Annotated in this window: 14 protein-coding genes; 4 read left to right on the forward strand and 10 right to left on the reverse strand. The window is 51.4% G+C overall.

Features of this window, described 5'->3' with window-relative positions; translation table 11 throughout:
- Positions 1 to 180: 180 nt before the first annotated feature.
- Positions 181 to 2,118: a pyrroloquinoline quinone-dependent dehydrogenase gene (locus ABWH99_RS02565; protein WP_375584752.1), complete on the reverse strand. Its 1,938-nt coding sequence runs from the start codon at positions 2,116 to 2,118 to the stop codon at positions 181 to 183.
- A gap of 497 nt (positions 2,119 to 2,615) precedes the next feature.
- Here ABWH99_RS02565 and ABWH99_RS02570 point away from each other — a divergent pair, with 497 nt between their 5' ends.
- The 3 genes from ABWH99_RS02570 to ABWH99_RS02580 are packed head-to-tail and all read left to right on the forward strand — an operon-like array spanning position 2,616 to position 6,038.
- Positions 2,616 to 3,923: a D-alanyl-D-alanine carboxypeptidase gene (locus tag ABWH99_RS02570; protein WP_375584753.1), complete on the forward strand. Its 1,308-nt coding sequence runs from the start codon at positions 2,616 to 2,618 to the stop codon at positions 3,921 to 3,923.
- Between the two features lie 13 nt (positions 3,924 to 3,936).
- Positions 3,937 to 5,475, forward strand: a complete 1,539-nt coding sequence (locus ABWH99_RS02575) for a TolB family protein (protein ID WP_375584754.1) — start codon at positions 3,937 to 3,939, stop codon at positions 5,473 to 5,475.
- On the forward strand, positions 5,403 to 6,038 hold the full coding sequence (locus tag ABWH99_RS02580) for an alpha/beta hydrolase family protein (RefSeq protein ID WP_375584755.1): 636 nt from the start codon (positions 5,403 to 5,405) through the stop codon (positions 6,036 to 6,038). The genes ABWH99_RS02575 and ABWH99_RS02580 overlap by 73 nt, the downstream gene beginning before the upstream one ends.
- Before the next feature lie 49 nt (positions 6,039 to 6,087).
- Here ABWH99_RS02580 and ABWH99_RS02585 read toward each other — a convergent pair whose 3' ends face one another.
- From ABWH99_RS02585 to rnhA, 6 genes are all read right to left on the reverse strand, one after another.
- Entirely contained in the window at positions 6,088 to 8,370 is a 2,283-nt protein-coding gene (locus tag ABWH99_RS02585; RefSeq protein WP_375584756.1) for a hypothetical protein, read from the reverse strand.
- Between the two features lie 350 nt (positions 8,371 to 8,720).
- Complete coding sequence (locus tag ABWH99_RS02590; protein WP_375584757.1) at positions 8,721 to 10,145, reverse strand: SDR family oxidoreductase; 1,425 nt, start codon at positions 10,143 to 10,145, stop codon at positions 8,721 to 8,723.
- A 968-nt stretch (positions 10,146 to 11,113) separates the two neighbouring features.
- On the reverse strand, positions 11,114 to 11,455 hold the full coding sequence (locus tag ABWH99_RS02595) for a hypothetical protein (RefSeq protein WP_375584758.1): 342 nt from the start codon (positions 11,453 to 11,455) through the stop codon (positions 11,114 to 11,116).
- 292 nt (positions 11,456 to 11,747) lie between these two features.
- The gene (locus ABWH99_RS02600; RefSeq protein WP_375584759.1) at positions 11,748 to 12,641 is read right to left on the reverse strand and encodes an endonuclease/exonuclease/phosphatase family protein; all 894 of its coding nucleotides are present in this window, start codon (positions 12,639 to 12,641) and stop codon (positions 11,748 to 11,750) included.
- A gap of 148 nt (positions 12,642 to 12,789) precedes the next feature.
- Positions 12,790 to 13,449, reverse strand: a complete 660-nt coding sequence (locus ABWH99_RS02605) for a tRNA1(Val) (adenine(37)-N6)-methyltransferase (protein WP_375584760.1) — start codon at positions 13,447 to 13,449, stop codon at positions 12,790 to 12,792.
- A 59-nt stretch (positions 13,450 to 13,508) separates the two neighbouring features.
- Positions 13,509 to 13,976: a ribonuclease HI gene (rnhA, locus tag ABWH99_RS02610; protein WP_375584761.1), complete on the reverse strand. Its 468-nt coding sequence runs from the start codon at positions 13,974 to 13,976 to the stop codon at positions 13,509 to 13,511.
- Between the two features lie 289 nt (positions 13,977 to 14,265).
- On the opposite strand from rnhA, the gene ABWH99_RS02615 reads away from it, so the two are divergent.
- Positions 14,266 to 15,315, forward strand: coding sequence for an amidohydrolase family protein (locus ABWH99_RS02615; protein ID WP_375586529.1), 1,050 nt, complete (start codon positions 14,266 to 14,268; stop codon positions 15,313 to 15,315).
- Between the two features lie 45 nt (positions 15,316 to 15,360).
- Here the strand turns inward: ABWH99_RS02615 and ABWH99_RS02620 are convergent, their stop codons facing one another.
- The 3 genes from ABWH99_RS02620 to ABWH99_RS02630 form a co-directional block, all read right to left on the reverse strand.
- Positions 15,361 to 16,614, reverse strand: coding sequence for a PepSY-associated TM helix domain-containing protein (locus ABWH99_RS02620; RefSeq protein ID WP_375584762.1), 1,254 nt, complete (start codon positions 16,612 to 16,614; stop codon positions 15,361 to 15,363).
- A gap of 559 nt (positions 16,615 to 17,173) precedes the next feature.
- Complete coding sequence (locus ABWH99_RS02625; RefSeq protein ID WP_375584763.1) at positions 17,174 to 17,359, reverse strand: hypothetical protein; 186 nt, start codon at positions 17,357 to 17,359, stop codon at positions 17,174 to 17,176.
- Between the two features lie 34 nt (positions 17,360 to 17,393).
- Complete coding sequence (locus ABWH99_RS02630; RefSeq protein WP_375584764.1) at positions 17,394 to 18,869, reverse strand: glutamate synthase subunit beta; 1,476 nt, start codon at positions 18,867 to 18,869, stop codon at positions 17,394 to 17,396.

Raw genomic sequence — 18,869 nt, forward strand, 5'->3', positions numbered from 1 at the left:
GGTTTACCCAAGCCGATGCGTTTTCAATCCCAATGAACCCCGGTACACCTCAATCTATTTTTACGGTAGCAGGTTGTTCCGGTTGAAGCAATGCCCATTGAATCGGAAACCCGGTCGTTTTTCGGATGCAGGAAGAAGCGGTGTGGGCGAGAACGGGGAAAAATGCGGGCCATACCCCATTTAATCCAAGGCATAGGCTACGACGTAATCACCTAGTGGTGTACCCAACTTGCCATGCCCGCCCGCTGAAATCACCAGGTATTGTTTCCCGTTCAATTGATAGGACATGGGGGTGGATTGGCCACCTGCAGGAAGCTGGCTTTGCCAGAGTAGTTCACCGGTTTCGGTGGCAAAGGCCCGGAAAAAACCATCTACGGATGCGGCTACAAACGTCAGTCCGCTGGCCGTGGTCAAGGCGCCCCCAAAATTGATGGAGCCCCAATTGACCGCATCGGGATAGGTTTGGGGATCGTACATAAATCCCAGCGGTACTTCCCATTTGCGTTCCCCGGAATTCATGTCGATGGCCAGTAGGTTTCCCCAGGGCGGTTTTGTCTGCATGTGCAATCCCTCCTGGCTTCTCGTAAACAAGTAATCCCTTTTCAAGACATAGGGGGTTCCCTCCTGAAGTCCGGTTTCTGCCCGCAGTAGGGCCTCGTTTTTTCCTTCCTCTTCCTTTAGTTTTTCTCTGGGGATCAGCCGGATAACGGCTACGAGACGGTTGATGTTGGTGACGAGGAGGCTTCGTTGTGGATCGTAGGAAACCCCTCCCCAGTGCACTCCGCCAGCATTGGAGGGGGCCACCATGGTACCTTGCAAGCTCGGAGGGGTAAACGGACCCTCGTTAAGTAAGGATGCGATTCGCTTTTCCGCAGTTTGCCTGTCGGCTTCCGTTAATCCCCAGGCATCTGCTGTACGGACCTGCTGCGGCCCTACGGGTAGGGGCAACACCGGAAAGGGCTGGGTGGCATAGGTTTTTTCCCCGGGCACCTTGCTTTGAGGAACAGGTCGCTCCTCTACCGGAAACAAGGGTTTTCCGGTTTCCCGGTGGAGGAGGAAAATATGCCCCATCTTCGTTCCCACTGCCACTGCCGGTATTGGTTCCCCTTTCCGATCTACTGTGATCAATGCGGGTTGGGCAGCGTTGTCGTAGTCCCAGAGGTCGTGGTGTACGGTCTGGAAGTGCCAGACCAGCTTGCCGGTGCTGGCCCGGAGAGCAACTATTGAATTGGCGTACTCGTTCCTACCGACGCGTTCTCCCCCATAATAATCCGGACTCGGACTCGTGGTGGGGATAAATACCAGGTCCCGTTCGGGATCCACCGACAGGATGGACCAGGCATTGGCGGCACCGGTCTGCGCTGCTTTTTTCCCCTTCCAGGTAGCCCGGGCCGGATCGTCGGCCTTGCGGGGTATGGGATCCCAACGCCACTTTAATTTACCCGTCAACACATCAAAGGCCCTAACTACTCCGCGTTCGTAATCCAACCGTTGGTTATCGCCCATGGATGAGCCGGTGATGAGTGTATTTCCAATGATCGCCGGAGGGGAGGTGACGCTGATGGGGCCGATTCCCCTGCGCAAGTCAATGGTGCCTTTCCTTCCGAATTCGGGAATAGGTTTTCCGGTTGCGGCAGAAAGTGCAATCAGACGACCGTCAATCGTGGTCAGGAAAATTCTTCGTTTCCTATCCTTTCCCACCACATCCGGCCCCGGCCAGGTAGATACGCCCCGGGAGGTGATTTCGGAATAATCCCTCGTTAAGTCAACCTTTGGGTCAAAGGTCCATTTTTCGGCGCCGGTTGCTGGATCCAGGGCAATGACCCGATTGCTGGGAGTGCTTAGGTACAAAACGCCTTCCACCATCAAAGGCGTGGCTTCAAATGCGGCTTTTTCTGCGGCGTTATTTCGTTGGTAGTATGCCAATTCTCCGGTGCGGTAGGTCCAGGCCACCTTCAACCGATGGAGATTTTCCGGGGTAATTTGGGAAAGCGCAGCATGCCGCATACCGCCCGGATCACCTCCGTAGGCAGGCCAATCGGCGTCATTTCCTTGGCCAAAGAGGGTACCGGAAAGTGCGAGAAAAAGGCAGCCAAAAAAGCCAATATATTTTTTCATTGATTCGCTGTTTGGTTGTGATAGGTCATATTTTGGCGCAGCCGGAAGCTCGGGAGAGCCCTTCCCCAGACCGATTTGGTAAATTTCAAGGCTATCCGTGCAGCCAATCGGGTGCCTTGCCTCCCCCAAGTCCGGTTCGGGCCGGTGTCGTTTCAGTTGGTCAGGCATTGTCTGCAATAGTTGAAGGAAAAGTAATCATTTTACCCGATTGAAAGCAATGATCAAAAGGCTTTTTCATGCCCGGGCGCCTCCATTTACTGAAGATGTTTTACCGCAGGATCAAGGCCAGCCGGCCGGGCCAGGGTCTGCTCGGCAGTTCTGCCGGGATAGGGCTGCCATTTCCCTCCGTGGGCTTGCCTGGATCAAGAAGTGCATGCAGTTTAAAAAAGAGGATGAGACTCAAAATTAGCCCTTTTTTTTCCCAAAAAACGGCCAATACCTCGATATTTTTTTTAGCTTTTTATTTTTTATTGGCAAGGCAGGGTTAAATTTAACCCATGAAGCATATTTACTGGCTATTACTCCTGCTCTTTTGTTCCTGCACGGTACAAAAAGTGAAAAAATCCGTCTACGACTCCGAGGTCTTTGAAAAAGGACACATGGGATTCATGTTATACGATCCGGTAAAAGAAAAAACACTGGTCAGCCTTAACGAGAAAAAGTATTTTATACCTGCTTCGAATACAAAGATCTTTACTTTCTATACCAGCTACAAAGTGCTGGGAGACGATCGCGTCAACGGCCTTAATTATATTGAAAAGGGAGATTCGCTCTTGTTTTGGGGGACAGGGGACCCCTCCCTCTTGCACCCGGATTTTCAGGATAGTACGGTCCTTCGATTTTTAAAAGATCGTCCCGAAGCGTTGTATATGGTCGATAATTTTGAGCAGGTACCGCGGTACGGTCGGGGATGGACCTGGAATTGGTACCCGTATTACTTTGCTGCGGAACGATCGGCCATGCCAATCTATGGGAATGTAGTCCGGTATTCCAAAATCGCTGCTTCCCCCATCGCCGACGTCTATCCCAACAGCACTTTTCTACCGCTGAGTAAACAGATGGGTGAACTGCCGGAAAAGTATTCCATTCGCCGGGATTTCGAACGAAACTTGTTTTACTATGCATTGAACCCGGAAGTAAAGGAATTGGCTTTTGAAACTGACAAACCTTTTATTACCTCTTCGAACCTGACCAAAAACCTGCTTCAGGAAGCCGTTGGCCGGGAGATCAACCTGATTGATGATCGGGGGTATACCCGCACGCGCCATCAAACGCTGCAAACCGCTAAAGTGGATTCCATCTATGCCGAAATGATGAAAATCAGTGATAATTTTCTTGCAGAACAACTGATGGTATTGGTGGCAGATGCGCTTTTTGACTCCCTGGACATGGACGCAGCCATCGCCTATGCCACCGACAGTTTACTGGCGGACCTGCCGGACAAACCGCAGTGGGTGGATGGATCGGGGCTGTCCCCACAAAACATGTTTACTCCCCGATCGGTCATCAAATTGCTTGAAAAAATTCAGCAGGAGGTGCCGATGGAAAAGATCAAGGCGTATTTTCCCGCTGGAGGTGAATCCGGCACCATCCGAAACTGGTACCCTGCAGACCCCGGAGAACCGCCCTATATTTATGCAAAAACCGGCACGCTGAGCATGAGCGCGGCGCTAAGTGGATACCTGCTTACCAAAAGCGGCAAAACACTGCTCTTTAGTACCTTTTTTAACAATTATACGGGCAGCTCCAGTGTCCAGAAAACCGAACTTCAGAAGGTACTGTATTTTATTCACGCGAATTATTGAACCCGATCTTTATATGCCCCAATCCAAATCGATTTTAGGATTAGTACTGGCCCTTCTTGTACTGGCACTGCCCGGTTTGTCGTTTGCTCAAGGTTTTAGCACCCTTTCTGTTTCCCGGTTTTCCTTTCCTTCCGAACTCACCGCTCATGCTCCCCAGGGTAGAATTGCCTGGGCCATGGACGAGCAAGGCAAACGGAACGTATACGTTGCCGAGGCGCCCGATTATGCTGTCCGCAGGATGACCCATTTTCAGGAAGACGATGGTCAGGAAATCAGTAGTTTGCAGTTTAGTAAGGATGGGGAGTACCTGGTGTTTGTACGGGGAGGAGACCATGGCGGGGGTAACGCTTCCCGACCGGTAAACACCCAAAACATGCCAATATTGAGCAGCGTGGAAATCTGGACACTACATCTGGCTTCCGGAGAAGCCAGTCCTTTGACCAGCGGAGATTACCCCGTATGGGGAGAGGGTTATCAATTGGCCTTTATCAAAAACGGCGAAGTCTGGATTAAGGACCTGGCAAGCGAGGCCCCTGCGAAAGCCATTATTCAAAACAGAGGTCGGCTCGGGGAGCTTCGTTTCTCTCCGGATGGCAGTCAACTGGCTTTTGTAGCCGATAGGGGGACGCACGCGCTGATTGGCGTGTACCGGGACGGTTCCACTCCGGTGAAATGGCTTGCTCCCTCCTTTCAACGGGACCGGTCGCCACGTTGGTCACCGGATGGACAATCCATTGCGTTTGTACGTACCCTGGGGGGCTCCGGAGCGGCTTTGCCCTTGTTGGAAAAGCGCCACGTACCCTGGGAGATCTGGACGGCGAACGTGCAGTCCGGAAGAGCCGTCCGACAATGGAAGGCTCCGGAAACGCTGGCCGGTTCGGTACCCACCACACAGGGTGGATTTAACCTGCATTGGCCAGTACAGGAGCAACTGGTGTACTTGTCCTACGAAGACGGATGGCCACACCTGTATTCGTTTCATTTGAAGGATCAGCAGGCGAGGTTGCTCACGCCGGGGGAATTTATGGTGGAGCAGCTCTCCCTGCATCCCGATGGAAAAAGCCTGGTTTTTGCGGCCAATGGGGGAGACCTGCCGGGCGACCTGGATAGACGCCATCTGGCTACGGTTGATTTGACCAGCGGAACGTTCGCCTGGAAGACCTCCGGAGCGGGCATCGAAGCCTATCCGGTTTTTACCGGTCAGGGGGATGAAATCGCCTTTTTCTCTGCGACACCGAAGCGGCCTTTGCTTCCAGCAGTTGTACGGGAGGGCAAGGTCCGTTTGCTGGGTGAAAATCTGCTTCCAGCCGATTTTCCTTCGGAAGCGTTGGTGGTCCCCAGACAGGTATCCTTTACCGCCGGGGACGGTACCCGGGTGTACGGGCAGTTGTTTGAATCGGCTGGCGGCCCGGCGAAAAAGCAGCCGTGGTTTTCGTTCACGGTGGACCACAGCGGCAGATGCTTTTGGGCTGGAGCTACATGGATTATTATTCCAATACCTATGCCATTAATCAAAAGCTGGCCGAAATGGGCTTTGTGGTGCTGTCGGTGAATTACCGGCTGGGTATTGGATACGGATACGACTTCCATCGGCCTGCAGGCACCTACTATCAGGGAGCTGCCGAATACCAGGACATCAAGGCCGCGGGTGAATTCCTGGCCGGTTTGGAGCAAGTGGACCCAGAGCGCATCGGCATTTATGGAGGTTCGTATGGGGGTTACCTGACGGCCTTGGCATTGGCCCGCGACTCTGACTTGTTCAAGGTAGGCGTTGACATCAGTGGCGTGCACGACATGGATCATCGGTACGAGCTGCCCGAGGGCGTTGAAGTGGCACCGGACTATGCAGCGGCCAAACAAATCGCCTGGGAATCCTCTCCCATGGCAGATTTGGATCAATGGACCTCCCCTGTCTTGTTCATTCATTCGGACGATGACCGCAACGTGGGATTTTATCACAGCGCCGATCTGGTCCGGCGTTTTGACGAGTTGGGAAAACCCTACGACTATCTGGTCATTCCGGGAGATACGCACCATTGGATGCAGTTTTCGAACCGGGTTCGGGTAAACGAAGCCACCGTACAGTATCTGGGAAGGCATCTGCTTCAAAAATAAAGAAAACGAAGCAGCTCCATGGGAAGGTAAACCAGGTCTTCACAAGGGCCTATTCCAGAAGGAGCCGGTTCGATTGGCGTTCCAGCAAGAGGGTCGAAGGAGCGCTTTTCGCTTCAATCTCCTTCCCACCCGGTAGCGTTTTGGTACCGGCAGTTTTGCTATGAATCATGATCCAGTCCCGGTTTCCATACGCGATATCTCCGGCGTCTGTATAGATGCTTACCCCCGCTTTTTTCCAGATTTGGCGAAACACTTCCGGGTTAACTATGGGAACTCCGCTGTACCAGGCCGTATGGGTTGCCTGCTCCTTCCTGCCAATTGCGGGCAAATTCAGGCCCTGATAGCTACCCAGTTGGGTCATCTCGGGATCCTCCGGGTAAAAGACGGGATCATAGGCTGCCGTAGCCTCCATTGGGTCGAGGGTTGTCCAGGTATCTCCAAAAATAATTTTCAGGGCTTCACCGTAGTGGGTTGTCTTTAGGTTGATTCCGGTCAATTCCGAAACAAACCTGGATTGGTAGTCATTTCCGTCCAGGTATCCCGGTGCATACATCCAAACCAGATGCCGACCTTCAGCCGCTACTTTATTTTTTATCAGTGCTCTGCTGCCTGCGTCCATTACAAACGTGTTGAAGAAAACCACCGCTTTATAAGAGGATAAGTCTGCTTTCTCCAAATCCGCAAGGTGTATGGCATCGAAAAGGGCTCCCGAATAAAACAAGGCAAGGCTGCTGTAATTGATCAATTGGGGGGTAATGGGGCAGGGTTGCTGCCGGGTGCTTCTCGTGTATTTGATGCTTTCCGTGTCGAACACGGCAAGTACCTCTGACCCGGACTCGTATTCCTGGTGGAGCAGGGTGTCGGCAATGGCCTTTAAGGTACCGATGGTTTCCATGTACCGCGGATGGTCCCAATAGCCGTTGGTACCGGCCTGGTCGTTTCGTTGGTTATTTGGGTGGAGGTGCATGCTGGCCGGCCCAAAATCGTAGAACCAGAGGCCCTGCCCTTTCAGCAGCGGGTACAAGACGTTGCGGCGAATCATGGATACATTGGCAGTCAGGGCTTGTTCGTAGGCTTCCCGGTTTTCGGTCAATCCCTGATAGGGCCAGACTCTCCTGGGTTGTTGGTCGTATTCGTCCAGCCATAGTTTTCCATTGAGCAATAGGGATTGGTTGAGCGTCCTGGACCGGTAAGGTTCACCTGGTTGGTAGCCACTATCCGGATAGTAGGATTGGGGTCCGCTCAGGTAGTCGACCTGATCCGAGGCCAGGACCTTCTGAAGTGCCAGGTGCCCTCCGGCGGCCTCCCGGCCAAATACGGAAAAGTAGTACCCGTAAAAGGCTCCTGTGAGGATGGGCCGGGGCCAATTCTTTTTCACGGTGGAAGAAAAATCGATGATCAGATCGGCAACCAACTCGTGCTGGCAGCTGTAATAATCGATGACGTTTCTTTCGGCTTGCGGATCGCGGAAGATGCCGGCAGAGGTATGGCTGCGTTCCTCGGTGTCGGGAATTCTTGCACGAGCAAAAGTAACCGTACTGTCCGCCCACGCCCGCTGCAGGGCGGTCTGACTACCGTATTTCTGTTGCAGCCATTCGCGGAAATGGGCTTCCATGGCAGAACTAAAATCCGCTTCGTTGCGCATGAAGCCCCATTGATGCCACTCTCCATAGACTCCGTTTGCCAGGTGCATTCCGATGAGTCGATCTCCCTGTGGAGTTTTTGAAAAGGATTGGCAAAAGGCAGCCAATTTTTCCCTGGCCTCGGATTGCCAGCGTTTGGAGGCAAAACTGGCCCGAATCGGAATTCGGGCATCTGCTTCCACCAGGCGGCTAAAGCCAAGTTGTTCATCCGGCATGGGTTCTACGCCGTCGTATAAGGTCATCTCTTCCGGATGTAGTTCCATCCACCACTTGGGCGCATTGAGGTGGAATCGAAAAACCACCCCGGCATCGGGGCAAACTTCCAGGACACCGTCTACCTGTTTTTTGGCAAGAGAGAGATCCAGGCTTCCGTCCGCCTGCCAAAACTGCTCCAAAAACAGGTCCAACTGGTATAGCCGTACTCCCTGTTCGCAAAATTGCCGGATATTGTGCTGGGGAATTTCCTCCCAGGACCAGCGGCCGCCAGGCACGTCGGTCAACCCATATTGTACCGGAGCTACCGGCGCTTCATTTAGAAATAGGGCGGGCTTCCCTTTGTAAGGAGCTACCGCTGCGGAAAAGGGTGTGTTAGCTTCCTGGGATACGGATTGGCAGCCAAAGGCCCATCCGAACAGGGCTAGTAGCAGCAAATTCCTCCCAGGTGCAGTACTTAGTAGGCGTTCGTGCATCGCAATTTATTTTTTGGTCGGCTCTTTTTATGTTATCCTGTGAAAGGTCCAAATTTCCGGCACTGGTAAGGCAGGCAAGTGAAAGGCTCGGTAGCTCCTCAGGTGCTATCTGCGCGCAAACCTCCCTTCTCGTGAAGGACTGCGAGCGGTCCTGCTGCGTAGCAAAACGTCTAACCTTTCTGCCGGCCTTCGATTTTGGCTGCAGACTGCCCAAAGTAATCCGGTTTCCGTGCTCGAATACCGGGGTAGTTCTTCGTATCCAAGGATTTTTGTACACTCCAGCCTCAGGGTATACAAACTGCGGAAAAAGCAGCGCTGTCCTTTTCAGAGGTGAAACTTCAGTGCTTAAGTTACTGAATAGCCGCTATATTTTTAATCATCCCTCCAAAAATAAATCCGTGAAAGGGCATCACGGAATACCAGTACAACCTACCCAATAAGCCCAGGGGTCTAAAGGTAGCGGTCTGGATCAATACCCTGTCTTCAATTTTGAATTCCAGCCAGGCTTCTCCGGGTAATTTCATTTCGGCGTAGAGCAGGAGCCGTTTTTCCTCCTTGCTGGCAATCAGTACGCGCCAGAAATCCAGGGTGTCGCCGGCTGAAATTTCTGTCTCGCTTTTCCGTCCCCGGCGCATGCCGACACCGCCTGCTAACTGATCCAAAAATCCGCGCATTTCCCAGAGCCAATTGCCATAATACCAGCCGGTTTTTCCCCCGATTTTCCATACAGCCTCAAGTACAGGCTCCGGATCGCTGATTTCTTTCCTGCGTACCTCGACAAAGCAGCCGTTTACCGGTACCTCCATGTATTGCGTAAGCCCTTTCTGGAGGCGGTCGCTGGTTTGCGCATCCTTCCAGCTGGACAAAACCTGGTTTTGCTCGATCTTATCGAAGGCCATTCGGATGGCGTCATCGTAGCCGATCCGAGTAATGCCCAAGGTGGACGCCAGGTTATTCGGGGAACAAATCACTTCAATTTTCATGCTATTCACCAGGTTCTGGGCCAGGGCATAAGAGGTGGAGGTGACAAAATACAGCCAATACGAAGAAATCCTTGGGGTCATGACCGGCACGATCCCAATTCTTCGCTTCAACCCTCTGATTTTTGCAAAACGGAGCAACATCTCTTTGTAATTAAGGATGTCCGGTCCGCCGATATCGAAACTTTGATGGTAGGTCTCTTCTTTCAGGATGACTCCCTCTAAAAATTCGATGACATTTCGAATGGCTATGGGCTGACATTTGGTTTTTAGCCATTGGGGCGCAATCATCACCGGTAGTTTTTCTACCAGGTCCCGGATGATCTCGAAGGAGGCGCTGCCGGAGCCAACAATGATCCCGGCTTTGAGGGTGGTCAGGGCAAAACGGGCGTTGGATAAGATATGTTCGACGTTTTTACGCGAAGAGAGGTGTTTGGACAATTCTTCCTCATTAACGATTCCACTTAGGTAAATAACCTGCCTGGCCTGGGTATTTTCGAGACGGTCCCGAAAGTTATTGGCGCAGGTAGCCTCCATTTCTTCAAATTTCCCATTTTGAGTAGACATGGAGTGAATGAGGTAATAAGCCAGGTCAATTTCTTCAGGGATCGTCAGCAGGCTTTTTGCATCCAAAAAATCGACTTCAATAACGCGGAGGTTTTCCGAAGCAAAGCGGCGGCTATTGAAGCGGTTCTTGTCCCGGACACAACAGATCACTTGATGTCCTTCTTGTAAAAGTACTGGTAATAAACGCTGGGCAATGTATCCGGTTGCTCCGGTAAGTAGTATTTTCAATGTGGTTGTAGTTAGAAGTTCCGGGCAATCGGGCCAAGAATCGGAGAAGCCAAAGATAAACCCATTCTGCTCCGTATCCGAGCGCGCTGCTGCCGCTGTGTTTGCACCCCACTTGGTCAAGGTACTAATTCTTTCCGGCAATCCCCGGCAGTTGACCGAAGTAATACGCAGAGGTACCGCTAGTTGCTGACAAAGGGCAACGTAAACATTTAGTTGCTTTGATCGATTATTGTTTTTCAGGTGAAAACAAAAAGAAGAGGAGCAATGAAGCGTTTTGAGTACAAAGGCAAGCAGGTAAGGTTATCCCGAACGGGAGGATTGGCGGGTCGATTGTCTGCTTCAAAGAACGGAAGAGGACTGACCGTCCATTCACACCATGGCTTGCGGTTGCATCAGCGGATAGGCAAAGGTTTCCGGGTAGGATGGCAGAATGGAAGATTTCAATTGATTGGCAGGTTAAGAAAAAGGCCCTTTGATTGGAATCTTTCAAAAAGTGGTGGGAGTGGATCGGCCAAAAACAGCTTGGGAACTTTCAATTTTATTAAACCGAGGTATTCCAGTATTTCTATTGCAGGCGTTAACATCCGAGGAAAAAATGCAGCCACCCTATAGGTGGTTTATTTGGGAGTAGTCTTGATTGTTTTTGTAGCCAAAATCCTTGCAAGCATTCTTCTCGTCTCTTTCTGGCTTTTTATCGTTTTCCTGGATTGGCTGGCTAGCTTTGTAAAAGGTTTTGTAAGGAGCTTGAGCGAGGATAAGACTCCGCAGCTCCGGGATCAGCAAAAGGAAGTTTAGTGAAATATCGCGAAACTTTTGAAAGGCCGGTAATCGGGTAAATCGAAAATCGTCTTGCGGACCGAAAGATTGCTGTCGATAGGGCCAACCCTTCCGAGCACCATAGCCCGTTGAAATTTGCCCCCAAACAAACGCGCCCGGAAAAGCGCTGCAATTGTATCAGCAAGTTCCAATCAAAAAAGCAGCGCTGGTAAGACAAGCAGCGTCTCGTGTTTCCCACCTTCTTTTTGCGAATAGAATGGACCGTTGACCGGTACGTTTTTCAGCCGGAATCCCTTCCAGGCTTGATTTTCGAATGGATTCGTCAACTGCTTCACAAAAATCCGTACCGGTTTTCCGTCTACCGTCACACGAGGCTGCCCATTCACCCGGAGCAAGCTGCCGCTGTATCGGTGCTCTATAAGAAATGTTGCCGGCGCATCAAATGGCCCTACAAAACCTCTCTGAAGAACAAATGCGTGGCCCACTCCTTTGGGGCAGCCTAGGCCATAGGGTACGATTTTCGTTCCAGGCATTTCGGCAGACCGTGTCCAAAAGCACGACGGATAGCATCGGCTACCGTTCCCCCTGGGGTTGCTTGTGCCCCGGTGATGGAGAGGTAGCATCTGTCTCCTGCGACGGGTCCCCGCCACAAACTCAACCGTTGTCTGCGATAGCTTTATTTGCTTTCGTTTTCTGAACCGGGCATTTTCCGGGAACCCCTTTCACTACTGCCGGGGAAAGCCAAAGCAAGCTTTTCCAGGCAGGTTCGCCAGGCCCATCCAACTGAAAGGGCCACCGAAACCGCTCTTCCAAAACCAATCGGGTTCAATGGGAAAAAGCTATTTTTGCGATAACGGGCCAATGATCCGCGATAAAGATTCCATCCCTTAGGAGATGCCTTACTTCGTAGGTATGGACGATAAATTTTTCGTTGACGAAGATGTAATCCACCGCGTGGGGAGGTCTGAGCTGCCAGTCGGCTTCAAATCCATTTCCGGTAGCACCTGCAGAAATGACCCCTGAGGCAAGAAATTCGGAGCTCTCCATGTTCAGATCTTCTTTCAAGGTTTTTATCAGCTGAAGGTATGGCTTGGAGCCGTACCGGGGATGATCCTTGCGAATGTTGAAGTCACTTGTAGCAATAACGGGCAAGTTGCCGGCTAGTTCCCGGATCCTGGCAGAAAGCAGAGCAATGCTTTCAAAACGGGACCGGGTGCCTTTGTTGTCAAAATGGGTGTTGACGTGCAGAAGGGTTTTCCCAGATGCCAGGTCATAAAGCTTTGCCCAGGTAACAATCCGGGGAAGTTGGGCATCCCATCCAATGCTGCCCGGAACGGACGGGGTTTCGGATAGCCAGAAGGTACCGGATTCCAGCAATTCAAACCTGTCTTTCTTGTAGAAAATGGGGTTGTATTCCCCCTTGGTCAATCCATCCGCACGACCTTGGCCGACCGATTCGTATGTCCGCATTATCCGTTGTAAATCAAGTAGCTGGCGATGAGTTACTTCCTGAAATCCCAGCAGATCTACAGCAGACTCGGCGAGGAATGCTTTCACAAGGGGAATCCGGTTTTCCCAGCGGTTTTTTCCGTCGTCGGGATTGTTGTAGCGAAGGTTTAGATTGACTACGGTGAGTGCTGGGTCAGGCGGTAAATCTGCGAACAGATATCCCCAAAAAAGAGAACAAAAGACTATAAACTGCCCTTGAAATTGTGCCATGGCAGGAAAGATACAAAACCCGTTTGATTTGCGAAAATGGAAAACGATACCTCCCTTCATGCAAGTCGGAAGGTAGTTGGGGTGGCTTCTTGCGCTTTGGCGGTAATTGGTTCAAATTTAATTCAGGCGAAAAAAAAAACAGGTCATCTCAAAAATGAAGCATGAAACCCCGTAACAGCTCGCGGTACTCGGAAGTGTAGGAGCCGGAGGCGTTCTTGAGTACGAGCATGGACTCCTGGAGGGCTGCTTCCTCCTTGCGAGCGAAAGCCGCAACCTCCCGGTGGGCCTTTGCGTCGGGTTTGTCGTAAATTTGTATCCGCTTGACCTGGGTATAGCCCCGGCTGCTTCCAATCGATCGGAACCGGTCCATTTCTACCGGCGGTAGTATCAGCCAGAAAACGCCCTGTTTTTTTAAAAGTGTTTGTATGCCATTCCAAAGCCCGTCAAAATCCAAGCCCAATTCATGCCGCGCAAGATCAATAGTGGTTCGACCACTTTTCAGTTGGCCCGCATAGAAGGGAGGATTACTCAGAATTAAATCAAATTCCTGCTGCGAATCGATGGCAAATTCGGAAAAATCACGGTGGTGTACCCGAATGCGGTTGGCGAAGGGACTTGCCGCACAATTCTCGCCTGCCTGCCGGGCTGCCTCCGGATCCAATTCGACAGCATCAATCACTGCGTGTCTGTATCGTTGGGCGAGCATCAGCGCAAGGATGCCGGTACCGGTTCCTACATCCAGCATGGAATCTGGTATTTCAGCCTGAGCCAATGCGCCTAAAATGACCGCGTCGGTACTTAGTTTCATCGCACAGCGATCCTGCCGGATCGAAAATTGCTTGAATTGAAAGAAACTATTTCCCATCCCTAGAACAACCCCTTGTTATCCGCGGTTTCGTATCCCTCGTCCACCTTCAGCCCGGAGCCAGAGGCAGCAGCGACGGCCAATTGGTCGCAGCGTTCGTTTTCTATGTTCCCATCGTGACCCCTTACCCAATGAAACTTCGGTTTAAACCGAAGGTGTAGGGGAACGTATTTTTGCCAAAGGTCGGGGTTTTTCTTGTTCTTGAATCCCTTCTTCTGCCATCCCCAGATCCATCCTTTTTGGATGGCATCCACTACGTATTTACTATCCGAGTAAATAGTAATGGGCAGGCCCTCTACCTTAAGCGCTTCCAAGCCCCGGATAACCGCCAACAACTCCATGCGATTGTTAGTGGTCAGGCGAAAGCCCTCTGCCAGTTCTTTTCGCAAGTCTTTGTAAAGCAGTACTACCCCGTATCCCCCGGGGCCCGGATTGCCTCGGGAGGAACCATCCGTATAGATTTTTATCATAATCGTTCGTCAAATCAACGCTTAAAAGTACATTAAAATCTCGTAGCGCTAAAATTTCATCTCCATATCCCGTGAAAATCGACAGCTGTGAGGAATGCGGTACGAAATGCGCGGAGCTTTTGAAAGAAGCCGCGTCAATGTGCTGGAAGATTAAATTTTCTGTTGTAAATTCAAGGCTAATCCAAACCCGATTCCTATGTACTTCACCCTTTTTTCCTTCGCCAAATCGCTGCTTCCCTGCCTGTTTCTTCTGCTCGTATGTTGTCCGCTTGCCGCCGATGCTCAGGAAATGGGTTTCGAGGAATACGAGCCCGTATCCACGCTGGTAGTTCCCGAAAACCCGGTAAAATCCGCTAAATTCCCCTTTGTTGACATTCACAGCCATCAATGGAACGTGACTCAGGCACTCGTTCATCGTCTGGTCGCCGAGATGGATGAATTGAACATGGCCACCATGGTCAATCTAAGCGGGAAGGGATTTGCCCGAAGCCGGAGTGAAATAGACGCACAGGCCTACTTGAATTCGATGATCCGTCGGTTTAACGGGGTGGCTCCAGGTCGGTTTATCGTGTTTACCAACCTGGGATTCGACGGTTTTGGAAGCGAAGATTGGGTAGAAAAGGCAGTCGCAGAACTGGAAACAGATGTAAAAAACGGGGCCAATGGCTTGAAGATTTACAAAAGCCTGGGACTTTCGATCAACGACATCCATGGGAATCGGGTGCCCATTGACCATCCTGATCTGGATCCGATTTGGGCAAAGTGCGGCGAACTCGGCATTCCGGTGCTGATACATGCGGCAGACCCTGCTCCTTTTTGGCAGCCCATGGATGCTCGCAACGAGCGCTGGCTGGAGTTAAAGATCAATCCTAACCGAAAACGAGGCCCGGATAATCCCGCCCCCTTCGAACAAATCATTGCCGAACAACACCATGTGTTTCGCAAGCATCCCAAAACCACCTTTATCAATGCCCACATGGGCTGGATGGCCAACGATCTGGGGAAGGCCGGGCGCCACCTGGAGGAATACCCCAATGTAAACTTTGGGATTGGGGCGGTAATTGCCGAATTCGGCAGGCAGCCACGCATGGCCCGGGAATTTTTTATCCGGTACCAGGATCGGATCCTTTTTGGAAAGGACGCCTACAACAAAGAAGAGTTCTATACGTATTTCCGGGTACTGGAAACAGCCGATGAGTATTTTCCCTACTACAAGAAATACCATGCCTTCTGGCGCATGTACGGTCTGGATTTGCCTGACGAGGTGCTCAAAAAAGTGTATTACAAAAATGCCCTGCGTATCATCCCCAATATGGACGCAAGCCTTTTCCCGGATTGATCCCGGTATTTACCGCATCGTTTTCGGCTTAGGCAGGTAGAACCGTCAATAGGAAGCCAGGGCCTCTTGCCGTTTTGCTGTTTTTCGGGTCTGCTTGGTTTTTTTCATCTTATTGATCCAGATCAGCGTGCCGGTTACGGGCAAGCTGGTGGCGATCAGGCAGGATATAAAATACAACAGCTTGCTAAATGAGCCGTACACGTTCCCTACATGCAGTGCTTTGATGGATCGTGAGACACGTTGGTTAAAGGGTTGGTCGCGAAATAGCGACATTTCCGTTATTGCTTTGGTGCCGGCATCCACTACCACCTGGTCTGCGGCGGCGGGAGCAAAAAAGCCGGCTCTCTGTTTGCGAATGCGAATTTCCCTGGAGCCCTGCTGAGGCAAATCGATGCTGTAGCTCCCACTGTAGGGCAAGGCTCGCTCCACGACCTCTACATACTCATCCAAGGGAAACACCGCTACCTCTTCAGTATCTTTGGCTGCTTTATCCGCTGCAAGACCTTTTTCCGGGCCGGTTTCCTTACACTCCTGGTAAGTACCCAGGGTCTTTTTCAGTCCTTCCCGGTACCAGGGAAAGGACCAATAGGGACCCGTTGCCCCCATAAGGAAAAGAACGATGGCGGAATAGAAGGCCAGGGTATTGTGCAGGTCGTGGTTGATCCGCTTCCAATTGCTGTCGAACTTGATTTTTAGTCCCTTCCGCCAATACCGGGTTTTTTTCGGCACCCAAATGACCAGCCCCGTCAGGACGCCCAGTGTGAACAGCAGGGTAGCGCTTCCGGTGATGTAACTTCCCAGCTTGCGGTTGTCCAATTCTCCGATCAATGGCTCTTCGATTCTATCCAGAAGCAGCCAGCGGTGCAGGCTGAACAGGTATCCCATCACTTCTGCTGCCGGATTGGGTTCTTTGCTGTTCCCCAGGTAGGCAGCGGTATAGGGATCGAAAAAATAGGTCGTCCCGAAACGACTTTGATCTCCCTCGGCCCTGGCGACGACCTGAATGCTGCGGTTGGCCTCGTAGGGAATCCTGACGCCTTTGATATCTCCTTCGATGAATTCCCGTCCACTGCCAAGAATGGTCTCAACAGTCAATCTGCGTTGTTCCTCAGGCACCTCGGCTACGCGATACAGATGAGAGGCAGCCCATTCCCTGATTTCGGTATTATACACATAGAGCGTGCCCGTCAGGCATACAATCAGTAGCACAAGGCCGCTAATCAATCCGGCCCAGAGGTGAATATCGTTGATACATTTTCGGATCCTAATCCAGGACAAGTTGGTGTCAGGTGTTTGCATGCTACAGGCAATTATTGGTGGTTTTTCCTACCAGTTAAGGGGCTAACTTTCCTACCCGGCAGGAATTCAAATCAAGGGCAATAGGTTCCTCAGCGCCTGGACTCCCCAGCGCTACCGGGTAGCCATTAGGGTCTGCGCGGCAAGTTCGGAGAAGGATCGTGGGAAAGCGATCTCCCGCCACTTCTCGACTCAAGCTGAGTCGGTGGGAGCGTCCGGCCGTTTTGGGATACGCGGCCCAGTTGTCTGCATGAATCTTCGGTCAGCTACGGCTTCATCTAAATCACCGTCAAATATATACAATTATTATTTAGATTTAATCTAATAAAGACCTAATTATGCTCTCCTGCCACGCGTGTAGAATTTTTTTTTACTTTACTCCATCCGGGCAGCTACCCCGTGTCATCTAGGGCATACGGAAGTTAAAAAATGGTGAGGAATGCAGGTGGAAGTGAGGCGAAGCGGTGGGTATGGACCTTTTTTCCGAAGGTAGCCGGAAGCTCCCGAAGGCCTTCTGATTCGCCGGTATATTTTTCCCTGCTCAGGAAAGCCTGAGATCATTTCATCGGGTAGGGGCGTAGCGACCCGTCAAGTCGGTGTACGGGGGGAGGAAATAGCCGCGGGATTCGCCCCGGTACCATCCGGTGATCCCGCCTCCCACGATGATCAGGGAGGGTACGCAACCGAACCAAGACAACTTAAAAATCAATTTATTGGCTTTAGAAACAAAAAAAGGCAGCTTTTTCAAACTGCCTTTTTTTGAATCTTACGTACCGGACACATCAGGCTTCTGCCTCGCTTTGCTCGTACGAGTAGAAGGATTGATCCCTTCTGGCCAGCGAGGATTTCCCTCCACTGAGGAATTTGTCCACCTCTACAGCACACTCCCTGCCTTCAGCGATGGCCCATACCACCAGGGATTGACCCCGACGCATGTCTCCTGCAAGAAAGACTTTGGGGACAGAACTCTGGTAATTTTTGGACTTAGGCAGCCCGTTTTCCATCAATTCCACGTCAAAGGCCTCTAGCAGTCCCGACTTGGGACCCAGGTATCCGATTGCCAGTAAGGCCAGGTCACAGGGTAGCGTCTTTTCGGTGCCCTCTATTTCGTAAAACTGCATCCTTCCATTTTCTTCCTTCCATTCGATCTCCACTACCGTCAGCCCGGTAACCTTTCCGTCTGCGTCCTTCGTGAACTCCTTGGTAAGTACCGACCATACCCGCTCCGCACCTTCCTCGTGAGAACTGGACGTTCGCAGGGTCATGGGCCACTCTGGCCATGGATTAAGTGTAGTCCTGGCTTGCGGAGGTTTGGGAAGCAGCTCTAGCTGGGTTACGGAGGCTGCTCCGTGTCGGTTGGACGTACCGATGCAATCACTTCCGGTATCGCCGCCGCCAATAACGATTACGTGCTTACCTTTTGCATTGATGGGATTTTCATCCAATTCTCCGGCAATTACCTGGTTTTGACGGCCCAAAAAATCCATCGCAAAGTGTACACCCTGCGCGTCGCGGTTGTTGATTTTCAGATCCCGCGGGTGCTGTGCCCCGGTGGACAGAACGACGGCGTCGTAATTTTGAAGAATATTTTCAGCTTTGATATTGAATCCAACCTCGGTATCCTTACTAAAAATAACGCCCTCTTCGTTCATGACATTCACCCTTCGGTCGATCACCCATTTCTCCATTTTGAAATCGGGGATACCGTACCGAAGCAGGCCGCCTACTTCTTTATCTTTTTCAAATACCGTAACCTCGTGGCCTGCCTGATTCAATTGATCGGCCGCAGCAAGACCTGCAGGGCCGGAACCAATCACGGCTACTTTTTTGCCGGTTCGGTGAGCCGGAATTTTTGGCTTCACCAAATCAAGTTCGTAGGCTTTTTCGGCAATGCTCTTTTCGATCAACTCGATGGCTACCGGGTCTTTATTGATTCCAAGTACACAACTTGCTTCGCAAGGGGCAGGGCATATCCTACCGGTGAATTCAGGAAAATTATTGGTTCCGCGAAGGATGTTGTAGGCCAATTCCCATTCCTTGTGATAAACCGCATCGTTAAAATCCGGAATCACATTGCCCAGGGGACAACCGTTGTGACAAAAAGGGATGCCGCAATCCATGCAGCGGGCTGCCTGTTGGTTCAATACCTTGGGATCCAAGGGTTTGTATATTTCCTTGTAATCGTTTTTCCTATTTTCAGGCGATCGTGAGCTTTGCAGCTGTCGTTTGTATTTTAAGAATCCTTCCTTATCCGCCAT

The organism is Cyclobacterium xiamenense (genome assembly GCF_042140265.1).
Classification (GTDB): Bacteria; Bacteroidota; Bacteroidia; order Cytophagales; family Cyclobacteriaceae; genus Cyclobacterium; species Cyclobacterium xiamenense_A.